Source organism: Pedobacter lusitanus, assembly GCF_040026395.1.
GTDB classification, from domain to species: domain Bacteria; phylum Bacteroidota; class Bacteroidia; order Sphingobacteriales; family Sphingobacteriaceae; genus Pedobacter; species Pedobacter lusitanus.
In genome coordinates this window covers 1870098-1886606 of record NZ_CP157278.1, presented here as the reverse complement: position 1 = coordinate 1886606, position 16509 = coordinate 1870098, and the positions used below count along the sequence as shown (strand labels likewise).

General features: G+C 39.6%; 16 protein-coding genes. 13 read left to right on the top strand and 3 right to left on the bottom strand.

Annotated elements, in window-relative coordinates:
• Position 1: 1 nt before the first annotated feature.
• The 5 genes from PL_RS08025 (at position 2) to PL_RS08005 (ending at position 2913) form a co-directional block, all read left to right on the top strand.
• On the top strand, positions 2 to 490 hold the full coding sequence (locus PL_RS08025; protein ID WP_200890724.1) for a RidA family protein: 489 nt from the start codon (positions 2 to 4) through the stop codon (positions 488 to 490).
• A 52-nt stretch (positions 491 to 542) separates the two neighbouring features.
• The gene (locus PL_RS08020) at positions 543 to 1118 is read left to right on the top strand and encodes a Crp/Fnr family transcriptional regulator (RefSeq protein ID WP_041881066.1); all 576 of its coding nucleotides are present in this window, start codon (positions 543 to 545) and stop codon (positions 1116 to 1118) included.
• A 113-nt stretch (positions 1119 to 1231) separates the two neighbouring features.
• Positions 1232 to 2119: a pirin family protein gene (locus PL_RS08015; RefSeq protein ID WP_041881067.1), complete on the top strand. Its 888-nt coding sequence runs from the start codon at positions 1232 to 1234 to the stop codon at positions 2117 to 2119.
• Between the two features lie 39 nt (positions 2120 to 2158).
• Positions 2159 to 2440, top strand: a complete 282-nt coding sequence (locus tag PL_RS08010) for a GNAT family N-acetyltransferase (protein WP_041881069.1) — start codon at positions 2159 to 2161, stop codon at positions 2438 to 2440.
• A gap of 8 nt (positions 2441 to 2448) precedes the next feature.
• Positions 2449 to 2913, top strand: coding sequence for a DinB family protein (locus PL_RS08005; protein WP_041881070.1), 465 nt, complete (start codon positions 2449 to 2451; stop codon positions 2911 to 2913).
• 74 nt (positions 2914 to 2987) lie between these two features.
• Here the strand turns inward: PL_RS08005 and yiaA are convergent, their stop codons facing one another.
• Positions 2988 to 3407, bottom strand: coding sequence for an inner membrane protein YiaA (gene yiaA, locus PL_RS08000; protein WP_041881074.1), 420 nt, complete (start codon positions 3405 to 3407; stop codon positions 2988 to 2990).
• A 255-nt stretch (positions 3408 to 3662) separates the two neighbouring features.
• On the opposite strand from yiaA, the gene PL_RS07995 reads away from it, so the two are divergent.
• The 3 genes from PL_RS07995 to PL_RS07985 all read left to right on the top strand — a co-directional run bounded on the left by PL_RS07995 (position 3663) and on the right by PL_RS07985 (position 5889).
• Entirely contained in the window at positions 3663 to 4667 is a 1005-nt protein-coding gene (locus PL_RS07995; protein WP_052496225.1) for an alpha/beta hydrolase, read from the top strand.
• A 127-nt stretch (positions 4668 to 4794) separates the two neighbouring features.
• Positions 4795 to 5046, top strand: coding sequence for a hypothetical protein (locus PL_RS07990; protein WP_041882636.1), 252 nt, complete (start codon positions 4795 to 4797; stop codon positions 5044 to 5046).
• 111 nt (positions 5047 to 5157) lie between these two features.
• Entirely contained in the window at positions 5158 to 5889 is a 732-nt protein-coding gene (locus PL_RS07985; protein WP_348621397.1) for a M949_RS01915 family surface polysaccharide biosynthesis protein, read from the top strand.
• A 56-nt stretch (positions 5890 to 5945) separates the two neighbouring features.
• On the opposite strand, the gene PL_RS07980 is transcribed toward PL_RS07985, so the two are convergent.
• On the bottom strand, positions 5946 to 6152 hold the full coding sequence (locus tag PL_RS07980) for a hypothetical protein (protein WP_041882634.1): 207 nt from the start codon (positions 6150 to 6152) through the stop codon (positions 5946 to 5948).
• Positions 6153 to 6289: 137 nt separating this feature from the next.
• Between PL_RS07980 and PL_RS07975 the strand changes: the two genes are divergently transcribed.
• Both PL_RS07975 and PL_RS07970 read left to right on the top strand, forming a co-directional pair.
• Positions 6290 to 9238, top strand: coding sequence for a VIT domain-containing protein (locus PL_RS07975; RefSeq protein ID WP_052496326.1), 2949 nt, complete (start codon positions 6290 to 6292; stop codon positions 9236 to 9238).
• Between the two features lie 58 nt (positions 9239 to 9296).
• The gene (locus PL_RS07970; protein WP_348621394.1) at positions 9297 to 9857 is read left to right on the top strand and encodes a hypothetical protein; all 561 of its coding nucleotides are present in this window, start codon (positions 9297 to 9299) and stop codon (positions 9855 to 9857) included.
• Here the strand turns inward: PL_RS07970 and PL_RS07965 are convergent.
• A complete protein-coding gene (locus PL_RS07965) occupies positions 9854 to 10300 on the bottom strand; it encodes a DUF2059 domain-containing protein (protein ID WP_041882632.1) in 447 nt (148 codons plus the stop codon). The genes PL_RS07970 and PL_RS07965 overlap by 4 nt on opposite strands.
• A gap of 135 nt (positions 10301 to 10435) precedes the next feature.
• Between PL_RS07965 and PL_RS07960 the strand changes: the two genes are divergently transcribed.
• The 3 genes from PL_RS07960 (at position 10436) to PL_RS07950 (ending at position 16483) form a co-directional block, all read left to right on the top strand.
• Complete coding sequence (locus tag PL_RS07960; RefSeq protein ID WP_041882631.1) at positions 10436 to 11515, top strand: winged helix DNA-binding domain-containing protein; 1080 nt, start codon at positions 10436 to 10438, stop codon at positions 11513 to 11515.
• A 228-nt stretch (positions 11516 to 11743) separates the two neighbouring features.
• Positions 11744 to 13015 carry a Gfo/Idh/MocA family oxidoreductase gene (locus tag PL_RS07955; protein WP_041882630.1) on the top strand — a complete coding sequence of 424 codons (1272 nt, stop codon included), beginning with the start codon at positions 11744 to 11746 and terminating at the stop codon, positions 13013 to 13015.
• A 51-nt stretch (positions 13016 to 13066) separates the two neighbouring features.
• Positions 13067 to 16483 (top strand): DUF1080 domain-containing protein, encoded by a 3417-nt coding sequence (locus tag PL_RS07950; protein WP_348621392.1) that lies wholly within the window; start codon positions 13067 to 13069, stop codon positions 16481 to 16483.
• Positions 16484 to 16509: the final 26 nt, after the last annotated feature.

Genomic DNA, 16509 nt, shown 5'->3' with positions numbered 1-16509 from the left:
CATGATGAACATTGTTAAATGTCTGTTAATGATCTCAGTACTGGGGTCTTTAACTCAAAAGGTAAGTGCACAGGAAATCACTAATCCTAAAGGTTTATACGACCCCCGGGTACATGGGTATTCGCATGTGGCAACAGTACCTGCTAACAGTATACTTGTTTTTGTGGCCGGACAGGCGGGGACTGATAGCGAAGGTCAGCTTAGTAAAGATTTCAGAACACAGGTAAGTTTTACTTTTAAAAATCTGGCAACGGCATTGAAAAGTAAAGGCCTGGAACTGCATCATATTGCTAAACTAACTACGCTTGTAGTCAATTACAATGCTGAAAAACACAAAATACTGATTGAAGAAGGAAAGAAGTTCTGGCCGGATGAGAAATTTCCGGTAAATACACTGATTCCTGTATCAGGACTGGCTTTAGACGGAATGTTAATTGAAATTGATGCAACAGCAGCCGGTGAGGTTATTAAACAAGCTAATCGGGGCTAATATAAAATAAAAATAATCCGATCTTTATTCCCAACAAAAGGAGGGGATAAAGATGGATTCATTTATTAAGGCATTAAACAGATACGCACCGTTATCTACAGCGTGTATCGATGAAATCTTAAAGATTGTGCGGCCAAAAACAATTGCCAGACACGATTTTCTACTCAGAGAAGGGAGTATCCCCAGGACAATTGCCTTTGTCAGCAAGGGGCTTCTGTCTTATTATTACACTACGGAAGAAGGAAATATTGTAATCAAGAAATTTTTCGCTGAAAATTCTTTTGTCGCTTCTACTTCTGCAATGCTTAAAAGAGAACCTGGTCTTTTTAATATCTGTGCGCTTGAAGATACCGATGTGCTTGAATATGATTCATTTGCTTTCCGGCAGTTACTGGAGCGGTTCCCTGATCTGGCTATGTTCCATATTAAATATATGGAGAAACACTGGATCGAAGACAAGGAGGTTCTGGAGATTACGGCAAAATATCAAAATGCGACACAACGTTATCAGAGCTTTCTGCTCACCTATCCTGAGCTGAATGACAGACTTAAACAACATCATATAGCTTCTTATCTGGGGATCACTCCAACCCAGCTTAGCCGGATCCGGAAAGAATTGTTTTTGTGATTTAGGAGAAATAATTAATCTTATATTAGTAACTGTTTAAACATCTAAATTTAAAGAGGTTTCATCAAGCTGTCTGAAAGCATCATATTTTATATATAAAACCACAATTTGCGATGTCAAATATTAAATTGATTATAGAAGAAAGAGCAAGCAATATTGGCAATTTCATAGTCGGGCGGTTATTGCCATTCCGTGAAAAAAGAATGGTAGGCCCGTTTGCCTTTATTGATCACATGGGCCCGGTTGTGCTGAGTGATCACGAAAATCTGGACGTAGCTCCGCATCCACATATTGGTCTTTCTACGCTGACCTATCTTTTTAAGGGCAGCATTATGCATAAAGATAGTTTGGGCAATGAAGTAGAAATTAAGCCGGGTCAGGTAAATTGGATGACTGCAGGAAGTGGGATTGTTCATTCTGAACGGACTCCCGAATATTTGCGTCATTCGGATAAAATGCTGCATGGACTTCAGATCTGGGTAGCCTTACCAAAAGACAAAGAAGAAATGTCTCCTGAATTTTATCATGTGGAGGAAAATGAAATGCCTGTCTGGGAAGCTGAAGGTACTTCGTTCAAACTGATTGCGGGAGAAGCATTTGGTAAAAAATCTCCTGTTCCTGTTTTTAGTCCGCTTTATTTTCTGGAATTAAAAACTACCAGCCGTCAGAAAGTGAAAATCGGGGAGCACCTGTATGGCGAAAGTGCTTTATATATTCTGGAGGGAGCTATTGAAAGTGAAGGGAATATTTACGAGCCTAAACATATACTGATTGCCAAAGACAGTCAGCTTTGTGAATTTGAAATGCAGGAGCATACCACAGTTTATATATTTGGCGGAGAGCCGTTCCCCGAAGAACGTTTTATTTACTGGAATTTTGTAGCTTCAAGCAGGGAGCTGATCGAGAATGCTAAAACTAAATGGCTTGAACAGTCATTTCCGCGGGTGCCGGGAGAAACCGAGTTTGTTCCGCTTCCGGAACAGGGTAAACAGATCAGATAATTATAAGCAGATACAAATACATTTAAGGAAATATTAGCTATGAATATTGAACAGTTCAATGACGAGAAAAAAGGCAGTTTTAAGGCCATAGAAAATGATAAGGTAGCCGGAGAAATGACTTATGTCTGGGCAGGACCAGGTAAAATCATTATCGACCATACAGAGGTAAACCCTGATTTTTCAGGAAAAGGTGTTGGAAAAAAACTGGTACTGGAAGCAGTAAAATATGCAAGGGATAACAAGGTGAAAATCCTTCCGTTATGTCCGTTTGCTAAAAGTGTATTTGATAAAAATCCTGATTTGCAGGATGTACTTTTTTAAAATAACAAATGAAAACTGAATACTATACGCAATTATATCAACGTGACCTGAGCAAAGTCACTGAAGAACTGAAAATGTACCCTGATGATAGCTCGCTATGGGAAGTTTTACCTGGAACAACCAATTCCGGTGGTCATTTGCTGCAGCACCTGATAGGTAATTTAAAGACTTTTGTAGGTAATCCTTTCGGACATATCGGTTATGAAAGAAACAGGGATGCGGAGTTTAATGCGAGGTTGTTTACCAGAGAAGAACTGATTGAGGAATTTAACCGGCTGTCAGAAATTATCGCTGATGCGGTTTCCGGATTAACCAGTGCTGAACTGGAAAGTGACTACCCCGCAGAGATTAAGGTGGTTAAAGACGAACAGTCTGTTGAATATGTACTGATTCATCTTTTTGCTCACCTGTCTTATCATACCGGACAGATTAATTATCACAGGCGTTATGTGACAGCAAACAGATCTGTCTGATAAGCTGTTAATATAAAAAAAACCTGAATCCTGTTACATGCTTGTGCATGTTTTCGGGATTCAGGTTTTTTAAATTACAGGTTATTCTGATCGTTTGGTGCTTTAGGTTCAGTACCAATACTGTCTCTGGTGTTTTTCTGTACCGCAATGGAAGCGAAAATTGTGAGTACAAAAGACATTGCATAAAATCCTTTTTCACTTAAAGCAAGTGTAGCATTCCATAATCCTACAGTTAATAGTACAAGGGATAAAATGGTACAAAACCAGGCTATACCGTAATAAATATTCGTTACCGGAATTCCTTCCAGGCGGTCACGAACACATTTTTGTACAGAAATGGCTGCAAATACACCGAAAATAAGGATGGTGAAATAATATCCTTTCTCATTTAATTGCATTGTAGCATTGAAAAGCCCGATGTTATAAGCTGCAAATCCTGCCATTAAGGCTACCCAGGAAGCCCCTATAAATGCACTTGATGGTTTTTGGTTCATTGATTTTGGGATAGTTATTGGTTGATACTGATTAATTAGTTAAGACAAGTATAACTAAATGTCTCTGATATCTGCTAAGTTTCATTTCAATAATTAAAACTTAATTTTACATCAGGAAGATTAAATCATCATTCCGGCAGTCTCTCATACTCGTTTTGAATTAAAATGTTAATTTTGATAGGGTATGAAATGTATGTTTTAAATATTTTATACTTAGATTTTTAATTAATTGCTTTCTCCATTTAATAGATGATTATGAAGATTTTAATAGGTTTGGGAGTGCTGATACTTCTATTGGTCGTTGTTTATTTTTCAGGGCCTAAGCCCGCTACTCCTGTTTATGTAACAGCCTTACCCGCTGTTCCGGATAAACCAGCCCAGCTGGATACCTTTATTAATGACAGAGAATCGAAACTTTCTTTAAAAACCGACAACCAGGCAAGGATAATATGGGCTGACAGTACGCATAAAGAGCAGACAGAATATGCTGTAGTATATCTTCATGGCTTTACTGCTTCCCAGGGAGAAGGAGAGCCTGTGCATCGTAATTTTGCCAAAGCCTTTGGCTGTAATCTGTATCTTGCCCGTCTTGCCGGTCATGGCTTGCAGGGAAAAGATGCTATGCTGGAGTTTACGCCGGAAAACTTATGGGCTTCGGCGCTTGAAGCTTATGCAATTGGTAAAAAACTGGGTAAAAAGGTAATTATCATGGGCACTTCAACCGGTGGGGCACTGGCGGTTAAATTAGCGGCAAACTTCCCTGAAATTAACAGTATAATTCTTTACTCTCCAAATATTGAAATCAATAACGGCTCTGCCTGGCTAACCAATAAACCATGGGGACTGCAGCTGGTAAGAAAAGTAATGGGCGGAATGTATTCGAAGAAAAGTGCAGACACCGACCCGAAAGTGCTGCAGTACTGGTATAGTCAGTATCGTCTGGAAGCTGTGCCTCAGCTGCAGGAATTTATGGAGACTTCCAATACTAAAGAAAGTTATGAAAAAGTAAAACAACCGGTATTAATGCTTTATTATTATAAGGACGCCCAGCATCAGGATCAGACAGTAAAGGTAGATGCCATGCTAAAGATGTTTGAGGAACTGGGAACCCCTGCTGCCCTGAAGGTAAAACAGGCTGTTCCGAATGCAGGAAACCATGTTATAGGTTCTCCTTTATTGAGTAAAGATGTTGCAGCTGTAGAGCGTGAAACCTCAAAATTTGCAATTGATGTGCTGAAAATGACGCCCGTTAAGCCGTAATAGCAAATCATATTTGCTCATAGGAATACGATGTTGATGTAAGTTAAATGGTCGTTGACGTAGTAAATTTCTTATTACTGTTTATTATGTAAATATTTATCGGATAATAAATATTTACATAATAAACATGAGAATCTTACTGATGCTGGTTTGCTTAATTATCTTAACTGCTTTCGGGTGTAAACACCCCGGAGATCCTAATGAATTTGACAGGATAGTTAGTTTAGCTTATTCAAATCTGACCAGTACAGATTTTCCTGATTCTACCCGTCTTAAGCTTAAAAAAGAAAAAAACTTCAGATTTCTCCGGATTAAAAAAGACAGTGTAAAAATGGACTCCTGTAATGCCAGTGCAGACTGCTTTCTTAAAGTGATGTAAGCCTCTTATAGCTGCTGATTACTAAAAATCCTTCCTCCTGCTGGAAAATGTGCTGTTAAAGCCCTTTTTGTGGTTTTCTGAAACACAGAATAAATGATAGCTTTACGCGTTATGAACAAATTACTTTCTTCAGCTTATTTAAAATCTGCTCTGGTTTTAATGGTTACTGTATTTCTTTTTTCCTGTGCTCAGCATAGCGACTCCGGGCAGACACAAAATTCAGCTGATGCTAAAAAAAGAACTGCTGTTGAGCAGAAAACTGTTTCTGCTGAAGCTGCGGCAAATGGTATCAATAGCGACACTTTAAAAATTGCTGATTTGCCTGCGGCGATAACTTATCAGGGAAAACCAGTAAAGATTGTGGGATGGAAGGACAAATCCGGAGACAATATTTTGCTGCTTACAGAAACCGGCGAGTTTCCTTCAAAAGACGTGCAGGAATATCCGGATAACAGGGATGCTGAGCTGCATGTTTATCACTATACCAAAAGTGGTAATAGCTGGCAGGAGATTGTCAGTGTAAATGATCAGATCAGTTCTTGCCCGGTAGATATTGTAACGAGTTTTATTCCGGGCGCTTTTTTTATTACTGATCTTGATGGTAATGGAATAGCAGAATGCACTTTTGCTTATCGTTTAACCTGTACAGGTGGGGTTGATAATAAAGTAATGAAACTAATCATGCTCGAGAATAAAAAAAAATACGTGATCAGAGGAACTACTACAGTGAATATGGGAGAAAAGATCCCTGGAACGATGAAGTATGAAGTTGGTATACCCGAACGCTTTAAGGTCTTTATGATTGAAAAGTGGAAGGCTTTTGAAACAGAAAATTATCAATAATAACGGCTGAATTATTATAAATGAAAAAGGTGTCTTCATGGAGACACCTTTTTCATTTATGGTTTGACTTCCGTATACGGATCAAATTCTGCATTGTATTTCTGCTCAATATCATTTTTAAAACGTTTCGCCTTATCTACCCATTCCGGGGCTTTATCCTGCAAATCATCAACTATTGATCTGCCGTTCACGTCTTTTTTTGTGATGTATTTAATTGCTCCGTAAACTGCGGCCCCAATTAATGCTGTTTTTAATAGTCCCATTCCTTTTTATTTGTTGATATATCTAAGTAACAGTAGAATACCGGAAATGTTTAGAGAAAAATGAGCTGTTTTTTTTATGGTGATCAAAAAACCTTTATGGAATAACAGCCCGGACTGCATCTGGAATAAAAAGTCTTATGAAACTTATACCTGTATCTCCGCTGCTGACCTTATCTGTATTCCTATTTATAGCTCCATATTCAGCCTGTATTGCGCAGACTCCGCAAATCAAAGTATTAAACACAACTGTACCCGCTGAGCAAAAAGCTGTCAGTCTTAAATCACTGCACACTGAAGTACAGGTTTATGGTAATATTGCAACTACAGTAATGACGATGTCTTTTGTAAATACCAGCTCCAGAATATTAGAAGGAGAACTTACTTTTCCAATGCCTGATGGGGTAAGTATCAGTGGTTATGCACTGGATATCAATGGTAAAATGAGAGATGCCGTTCCGGTAGAAAAAGCAAGGGCAACTGAGGTTTTTGAGAGTATAGAACACCGCAGGGTAGATCCGGGATTACTGGAGAAGGTAGAAGGAAATAATTTCCGTACCCGTATTTATCCTTTTCCTGCTCATGGTACAAGGACAGTGAAAATCAGTTATGAGCAGGAGCTTCACTTTTCTAAGCAGCTGCTTAGTTATCGTTTACCCCTGGATTATAAACAACCTGTTCCCGAATTTTCTTTGAAGGTAAGTGTACTGGAAAGTAATGAGCAGCCTGAACTGGTGGAACAGCCTGATGGCAGTTTTAGTTTTAGCCGCAAAGGGACTGCCTTTATTGCTGAAATGCAGCGGAAAGATTTTGTTCCAAAACATGGCCTTATCATTAATCTGCCAGCTGTTTCGGGCGAAAAAATAGCTGCTCTAATGCAGAAAGCCGGTTCCAGCTATTACTTTCTGACCAATGTACCCGTTAATGCGTCATCACGAACACACACATGGGGTAATCAGATAGGGCTGATCTGGGATGTGTCTTTGAGTGGTTTACAAAGAGATACCTCAAAAGAACTGGCTTTGCTCGATGCATTGATCAGAGAGAAAAAAAATCTGACAATAGAGCTGGGCCTATTGAATAATACTTTCAAAAAAGGAGGAACTTTTATCATCAGGGGAGGGGACTGGAAGGCATTGAGAGAGAAATTAGCTAATCTGGTTTATGATGGTGGTACTGATTATAGCAATGTCAGTTCAGCCTTGTTTAAAGCCGATGAGTATTTATTCTTTACTGATGGTTTTTCTGGTTTTGGTAAATCTTCTGTCGCATTGAATAAACCTGTTTATACGATCAATTCTTCACTCCGTGCTGACTTTAACCAGCTTAAAAATATAAGTGCCAGAACAGGAGGTCAGTTTATTAACCTGAATGAGTTGTCTGCAGAAAATGCTTTTCAGCAAATGTCCAGAGATGAAATACAGTTTTTAGGTGTCAAAAATAATCCTGGAATCAGTGAGCTTTATCCGGCTCTGCCAGTGCGCGTAGGTGGTTATCTGTCTGTGGCTGGCCTGGCAGCTTCGGGAACTGAAAACCTGGTACTGCAGTTTGGATATGGTAAAGAAGTTATACTGGAACGGAGGGTTAATCTGAATGCGGCCGCTCAAAGTGCAGGTGTGATAGATGTAAGTAAGATCTGGGCGCAGAAGAAACTGGCGGATATGGATTTGAATTATGAGCAGAACAAAGATAAAATCAGTGCGCTGGGTAAACAGTTTGGACTGGTTACCCGTAATACCAGTCTGCTGGTACTGGAATCTGTTGAAGATTACATCCGTTATGGTATTGAGCCTCCGGAAGAGTTAAGAGATGCTTATCATCAAGTAAGAAAAGGACAAATACAGCATAAAGAAGAACGGAAAAATGGTTTAATGAAAGAAGCCATTGCAATGGCAGCAGAATTAAAAACCTGGTGGAACAAGGTTTTTAAACCGGAAAAGCTCTTTCCCAAACCAGAAAAGAAAGTTGTTCCATATACTGTTCCGGCTACAGTTGGATATGATCAGAATGCAGCTGCAGACATCGTGGTTCGATCTGAAAATACGAACATCCGAAGAGAAAGAGCAGAACCAGGTCAGGCATTATATGAATCCGTAGTGGTTTCTTCTGCCGCGATGAGTAAAATAAGCGGACGGGTGGCTGATTCTGCACCAGGGAAAACGAGAGCTGAACAACCGGTTATCATCGTCCCTGAATTTAAAAGTGACAAAGCATATATGAATAAGATAAATGGCACTGCAGAGAATGCTTATCAGCAATATCTTGCTGTCAGAAAAGAATATCTTACAACACCTTCATTTTATTTGGATGTTTCGAACTGGTTTCAGCAGCATAAAGAGGCTGATAAAGCTTTAATGATCCTAAGTAACCTGACTGAGCTGGAATTAGAAAATGCAGAAATCTATAAAACGTTAACTTATAAATTAAGAGAAACAGGGCAGATAAAAACTGAACTGTTTACCAGTGGTAAAGTTCTGGAATGGAGACCGATGGATGCACAAAGTTACCGGGACTATGCACTGGCTCTTGCAGATTGTGGTCAGTATCAGCAGGCTTTGGATACTTTGTATGCTGTACTGAATCAAAGTTACAGTATGGACAATGCAGACCGGGATCATGGTATAGAAGAGATTATTTTGTCAGAAATCAATAACCTGATCAGTCTTCATCGCGGAAAATTAAATACTGGTAAAATTGATAAAAAGGTGATTTTTAATCTTCCTGTTGATGTAAGGGTGGTCATGAACTGGAATAAAAAAGATACTGATATAGATCTTTGGGTAACAGATCCAAATGGAGTAAAATGTTTTTACAGTCATAACCGGACCAGTGCCGGTGGCAGAATAAGTAATGATTTTACCAGTGGTTATGGTCCTGAACAGTTTATGATTAAAAAAGCTATCAAAGGAAAATATAGAATTGAAGTAAATTATTATGGGGATAATCAGTTGAGCATTAGTGGACCCACAACTGTAATGGCCGAAATATATACGCATTACGGAAGCGCAGACCAGCAACGTAAAATAATCACCTTGCAACTTTCCGGGGAGCAGCGGGGAGGTGTATTTATCGGAGAATTTACTTTTTAGGGTTTCGTGTTTTTTACATAGTATTGATGTTTCAGGACAGACAAATAAGTAATTTAGAATGTCTGAAAAAAACAGTAAAAAGATGGGCCTAAATGATTTAAGTTTAGATTATGATGGGAATAACGTGTGTATTACCATTAAAAGTAAGGTGAGTTTAATCTTTCGGGTCCTTTTAATCAGCTGCAATTCAGCCTTGCTTATACTGACCATATTTACAGCAGTTTTGATGATGCCGGTACTTGCTCTGGCAACTGCTATACTTTTATTGTTTTTTTTAAGCTATACCTTGTGGAAATTATATGGCAGAGAATATCTGACCATCAATAAAAGACTGATCACCTATAATAACAGCTGTCTTTTTTTTAAAACGCATTTACAAACCAAAAGAATCTGTAAAAAGCTGACTGTGATTCCCTATGAATTATACGGACAGGGTAAAGCCAAAATGGTGAATGTAGTTTTTGAGGCCTGTGATGTAACCAATGTACCTGAAAATGTCTATGAATTTTCTCTGCCTGTACGTATCGAACAGGCAGAGATGATAAGTTATATGTTAAGTCTTTTATACTTGAATAAAGTGGGTTTTGATTTTAACAGAACCAGAATCTGTGCAAATTAGTTTCCCTGTTCTTTTAGCTTCTTTGCAAAATCTTCCCCGATCTTCTGCCCCCATATCTGGCCTGCCTGCATTGATTCCTGAGTAATTAAAGGAGTTTTTTCTGCAAACTTCTTTCCTGAGGGAGTCTGATAAAAAGCTATCATATTGATAATATCTTCCTGTGACAGATGTTTTTGGTAAACGGGTAAAAGCAAATCTAAAAGGTCTTCAATTCCAACCTTTTGAAAGGTTTCGTTAAACTGGTTCCAGGTCTCTTCTTTAACCTCTGGTCTTTGTGCTTTTAGTGAAGTTATCATTTGACTGATTACAGCTTTAAAAGTGTTTTCAGAACCATTTAGAATCATCAGTTGTTTGAAACTTTCTCTGTAGGTGGGTTTGTTCTGACTAAATGAGGCAAAGGTAGTGAACAGTATCAGAGAGAATAAGAGGATGATTTTCTTCATGTCTTTAAGATTATTTATTTCGTTAGTATATTTAATGGGATTTTATGCTTTTGCATAAACAGGATGCAATGTTAGCGAAAAAAGATTATTGATTCAGGAGTTTTATATCAGAACCCTATAAATGATAAATAACCAATGGTAACAGATTTGAATATTGCAAAGCTGCGTTTGGGCAATCAGCATATTAACAGGACAGAATTTTCAAGTCCTGAAGAGGTAGTCAGGTGGATGGGCTGTATGCAGGCACAGGATTATTCCGCAGCTAAATGGGCTATAGGAAACAGGATAAAAGGGAGTACTGATCATACAGTTGAAGCAGACTTTAATTCGGGTAAAATCTTAAGAACTCATGTACTCCGTGCGACCTGGCATTTTGTCTCGCCGGCTGATATTGGCTGGATGCTGAAACTTACAGGGCCAGCAGTGAAGAGAATGAATAAGTCTCACAACCGTAAGCTGGGTATTGATGAAGCGGTCATTAAAAAGAGTCAGCGGCTTTTGATTAGTGCATTACAAGGAAACCGGCAGTTGAACCGTATTGCGCTGGCAGAGCTATTCAGAAATAATCAGCTTAACACGGATGAAAACCGTATGAGCCATTTATTAATGGAAGCTGAAATGGATGGGGTGATATGCAGTGGCAAAAGAGAAGGAAAACATTTTACTTATGCCTTATTTGAAGAACGTGTTCCTGCCAGTGAAAATTTTGATAAAGATGCTGCTCTTGCAGAATTGGTCAGACGATATTTTTTTAGTCACGGACCTGCTACTCTGGCCGATTTTTGTTGGTGGAGCGGACTGAATCAGACGGAGGCCAAAAGAGGTATTGAAATTAACGGAGCCGTTTTAAGTAATATAGTAATTGAAGAACATACTTATTGGTTTGCAACTGACATAAGGCCTGCAGAAAAGCACACATCCGTTTATTTACTACCCTCATTTGATGAACTGGCCGTTGCCTATAAAAACAGGACGGCGCTGATTCATCATCATCTGGTAAACCAGACAAAAAATGGTATTTTTAGTCCGCTAATCATTACCGACGGGCAGATATCCGGTACCTGGAAACGCACTATTGTCAAAAAAGAATTCCAACTGGAAGTTATACCGGTGAGCCCTCCGGATGAAATTGCCAGACAGCTGATCCACGCTGAAATTTCCAAATACAGTGATTTTCTGGAAATGAAGTTAAAAGAACCCGCTCTTGGAATTTAGCACAGTTTTGTGCTTTTGAATAACCGTGTATTTAAGTCTGTGTTTAACTTTATGTTAATAATCCGGTTGTTTATCAATAATAATACATCTGCATTTCAACAATAATATTATATTTGGAATAGTGTAAGATGCTGTTTAGAAGGTTGGTGGGAAACATATTAAAATAAAAAAACTGAAAATTAATACCCGAACAATAACATATATGAAACCTAACCAAATACTATATATATGCAACCTGAAGAACCAAATTCAAGAAGAAACTTCATTAAAAAAACGGCTGTGGGGCTCGCCGTATTCTCAATTGTCCCGAGATATGTGCTCGGTGGAAACGGATTTATTGCTCCAAGTGACAGATTAACCAAAGCTGTTATTGGTGTTGGGGGAATGGGCAGGAACCATTTTCCTTATGATGGCACACAGGTAGTTGCAATTTGTGATGTTGATAAAAGACATCTTGCGATGGCTTTGCCCATGCTGGATAAAGGTGTAAAAACTTTTAGTGATTACAGGGAGTTATTAAAGCTTTCTGAAGTTGATATTGTACATATTGCTACGCCGCCACACTGGCATGGTATTATGTCTGTTGATGCGGCAAATGCCGGTAAGGATGTCTGGTGTGAAAAACCTATGACTCATAGTATAGGTGAAGGGAAAAGAGTAATGGAAGCGGTTCAGCAACATGGACGTATATTCAGGCTCAATACCTGGTTCAGGTTTAAGGACGATTTTTATGGAATGGGTACTCCGGTAAAACCAATTAAAAAACTGGTTGATAGTGGTTTATTAGGCTGGCCTTTAAAAGTAACAGTGGGTAAACACACGGGGTTTGACTGGAAGTTTTACTGGGTAGGAAAAGATAACCTGCCTGTAGAACCCGTACCTGCAGAATTGGATTATGAGGCATGGCTTGGCCCTGCACAGTATAAACCATACAGTACGCACCGCGTACATCAGACTTTTCGTGGTTACTGGGATTATGACGGGGGCGGACTAAGTGATATGGGACAACATTATATTGACCCGATCCAGTATTTTTTAGGCAAGGATGATACCAATCCTGTATCAGTTGAGATAGATGCACCAGAGCAACATACCGATGCAGTTGGTACATGGCGGAGAATTACCTATACCTATGCTGACGGATGCCAGATTATTTTAGACGGAGAAGGAAAGGATACTGATGTGCCTTATATAGAAGGGCCAAAAGGTAAATTATATCCCGGATTTAAATCGGATATTCCTGATCTGGAAAGAAAGCTGGCCGGTTTCCCCGAGCCTGCATCACAGATGACTGATTTTTCAGAAGCAGTGAAGACCAGACAGCAATTTGCTTTAAATGAACAGAATGGGCACCGGTCCTGCAATATCATTAATATGGGACTGATTGCTTTGCGGTTGGGACGTTCTTTAAAGTTCGATCCGGTTAAACAGGAGTTCAAAGACGATGATGCTGCAAACAGATTGCTTAACCCGGTATTACGGGCACCATGGACTATCTAAATCAATTATTCTCTCTGTTCTTAAAATAAAACCTGCTAATTATTTCATCTCATGATAAAGAAGATATTTTTTATATTGCTGGCTGTTGCGCTTTTACAGCAGAATTCATTTGCTCAGGAAAAGACCGACCAGCGTACAACTACTACCCGGATAGCTGATTTATATGCTCAGTTACCTGCCCAGAATTCAACACTTTTAAATGCCGGAATGCAGGAAATCTCCAATATGGGAGAAGATGGACTTGCAACGATGATTGGTGGAATGGCCGCCGAAGGAAAAGGCAATAACGCTTTACTGGAGTATGCTGTAGGTGGTTATTCTGCCTATGTAAGCAAAGCGGGACGGGAAAATTCAAAAAAGATGAGTATCAGGGCTTATTGTAAAGCTTTAAATACATTAACTGATCCCAAAAATAAGGCATTTATTATCAGTCAGTTGGAACTGGTTGGGGATGACAGCGCTATTCCGTGTTTACAGGGTGCACTGACTGATGCCAGGCTTGCAGATCCTGCAGCAAGAGCATTGGTGAAAATCAATTCTCCGGCTTCAAAAAATGCTTTGTTAACGGGTTTGGCAAAAACTAACGGGCCTGCTCAGCTTGCTATTGCAAATGCTTTAGGGGACAGCCGCTTTAAGGAAGCGGCAGGACCGCTTCAGACGATTTCGGCAAATGCAGATCAGAACCTGAAAAAGGTTTCTTTATATGCGCTGGCAAAAATTGCTGATCCTTCTTCTGAGAGTATCCTGACCGAAGCTGCTGAGAAAAGTGGATTTCAATATGAAAATACCAATGCCACTGCTGCTGTACTGCTTTATGCAGAAATGCTGCTGAAAGATGGAAATAACACTTTGTCTGCTAAAATTGCAGAGTTTCTGCTCAAACAGGCGACAGCTGATAATCAGGTAGCTGTTCGGTCTGCTGCCTTGAAAATTCTGGCAGATAGCCGTAAAAATGAAAGTTCAAATATATTGATTAATGCTGCCGGCGACCAGCATATTCAATATCGTGCTGCGGCTTTAAAATTTGCTGCTCCTTATTTAAATCCTGCTTCTACAGCGCTTTGGGTAGATAAAATGGAGAAAGCTGAACCTGCCATCAAGGCCGGGATTATAACTATGCTTGGAGATAATCAGGCCAAAGGAGCTTTGCCTGCTATACTTAAATTGGTAAACAGCAAAGATCAGGTGATCAGATATGCAGCTATTAATGCAGCTGCCAATATTGGTCAGAACCAGGTTTTAAATGATCTTTTGCAGGTGATGGGCAAAAATGATGCTGCAACGGCAGGGATTATTGCTGACGCGATTCAGAGAATGAAAGGTGATGGTATTCCGGCCGGTTTATCAAAGTTTATCCCAAAATCGAATCCTGCACTTCAAATTGCTTTAATCAGATTACTGGCTTCAAGAGCTGCAAATGATCAGTTGGGAACGGTTTCAGCATTGCTTAAAAGTAATAATCCAGAGGTCAGACAGGCAGCTTTTGTTTCATTAAAGCAATTGGTAACCAGTACTGATCTGCCACAACTGTTTGTTTTATTAAAAGAAACCTCCGATCAGGCGGCTTTGGTTCAGGTGCAAGAGGCAATTATTGCTGCCGGTAAAGGAACAGCAAACAGAGATCAGCAGGTTGATCAGTTATTACAACAGATGAGTACTGCTACTGAAGATAAAAAGCCTCTTTTTTATAAAATGCTGGCCAGTTTAGGTGGAAATAAATCTTTGGAAGCTGTTCAGAATGCATTTAATACCGGAAATGAACAGAATCAGAAAGCTGCTCTTGAAGCGCTGTCTTTCTGGGCGGATGCAGGGGCGGCCCGTCAGCTGATCGCAATTGCAGGACAAACAAAAAACAGTGATTATGTTGATCAGGCCATCCAGGGTTATCTGGGGCTGATCAGAAAAACTGATTATCCTGCTGAACAGAGATTGTTATTGCTGCGTGAAGCAATGGTTCTGGCTAAGACATCTGTGCAACAGCAGCAGATTTTAAAAGAAGTTAAAAACGCTAAATCAATTAACTCATTGATTTTTGCCGGGAAATATTTAGATGATCCCGCGCTGAAGGCAACTGCAGCAAATACGGTGATGAATATCGCACTGGCAGCTCCTTATCAAGGGATTTTAGTTAGAAACCTGCTGAATAAAACTATTGCAGCATTGCAGGGACCTGATAGTGAATACCAGAAACAGGCTATTCAGAAATATCTGGCAGAAATGTCTCAGGATGAGGGTTTTGTTGCTGTGTTTAATGAGAAAGATCTGACAGGCTGGAAGGGACTGGTAGAAGATCCGATAAAAAGGGCAAAAATGGACCCTAAAGATTTAGCAGCAGCACAGGAAAAGGCAAATGCTGAAATGCTGGATAGCTGGAAGGTTATAGATGGTGAACTGCGTTTTATGAGTCATGGAAATAACCTGGCAACGATAAAAAAATATGGTGATTTTGAAATGCTGGTAGACTGGAAAATCATTGATGACCATAAGCAGAAAGGTGATGCCGGGATTTATCTCCGCGGATCGCCTCAGGTGCAGATCTGGGACAATGCCCGTATCAAAGATGGTGCGCAGGTAGGCTCAGGTGGTTTGTATAATAACCAGGTGAATGAGAGTAAACCACTTAAAGTTGCTGATAATAAACTGGACGAATGGAATACCTTCCGTATTTTAATGAAAGGTGACCGCGTGACTGTGTATCTGAATGGAGTACTGGTAACTGATAATGTGATCCTGGAAAACTACTGGGATAGAAATCAGCCCATATTTGCTGAAGAACAGATTGAATTACAGGCGCATGGATCTCCGGTAGTTTACCGTGATATTTATATCCGTGAGATTCCGCGTGTAAAACCATTTGAACTGAGTGCAGCTGAACAAAAGGAAGGATTTAAAGTTTTGTTCGATGGAACCAATATGTATAACTGGATGGGGAACACAACTGATTATACTATTGAAGATGGAAATATCGCAATCCGTCCGAAACCGGGAAAAGGTTCCGGTGGTAATCTGTTCACTAAAAAAGAATACAGTGATTTTGTATTCCGTTTTGAATTTCAGTTAAGCCCGGGGGCAAACAATGGACTGGGAATCAGAGCACCGCTTGAAGGAGATGCAGCTTATGAAGGGATGGAATTACAGATCCTGGATAACGATGCGCCGATTTATAAGGACTTACATGTGTATCAGTATCATGGTTCTATATATGGTACTATACCTGCAAAAAGAGGTTTTCTGAAACCTGTCGGAGAGTGGAATTATGAAGAGGTGATAGTCAAAGGACCTAAAATCAAAGTAAATCTGAATGGCAAAACTATTCTGGATGCAGATATTACCGATGCCCGTAAAAATGGGGCAGCTGACGGACAGAAACATCCTGGTTTACTGCGTGACAGCGGACATATAGGTTTTCTTGGTCATGGTTCTCCGGTACAGTTCAGAAATATAAGAATCAAAGATCTGGCGAAATAATTAATCGTGTAATTACAGCCTGTTTT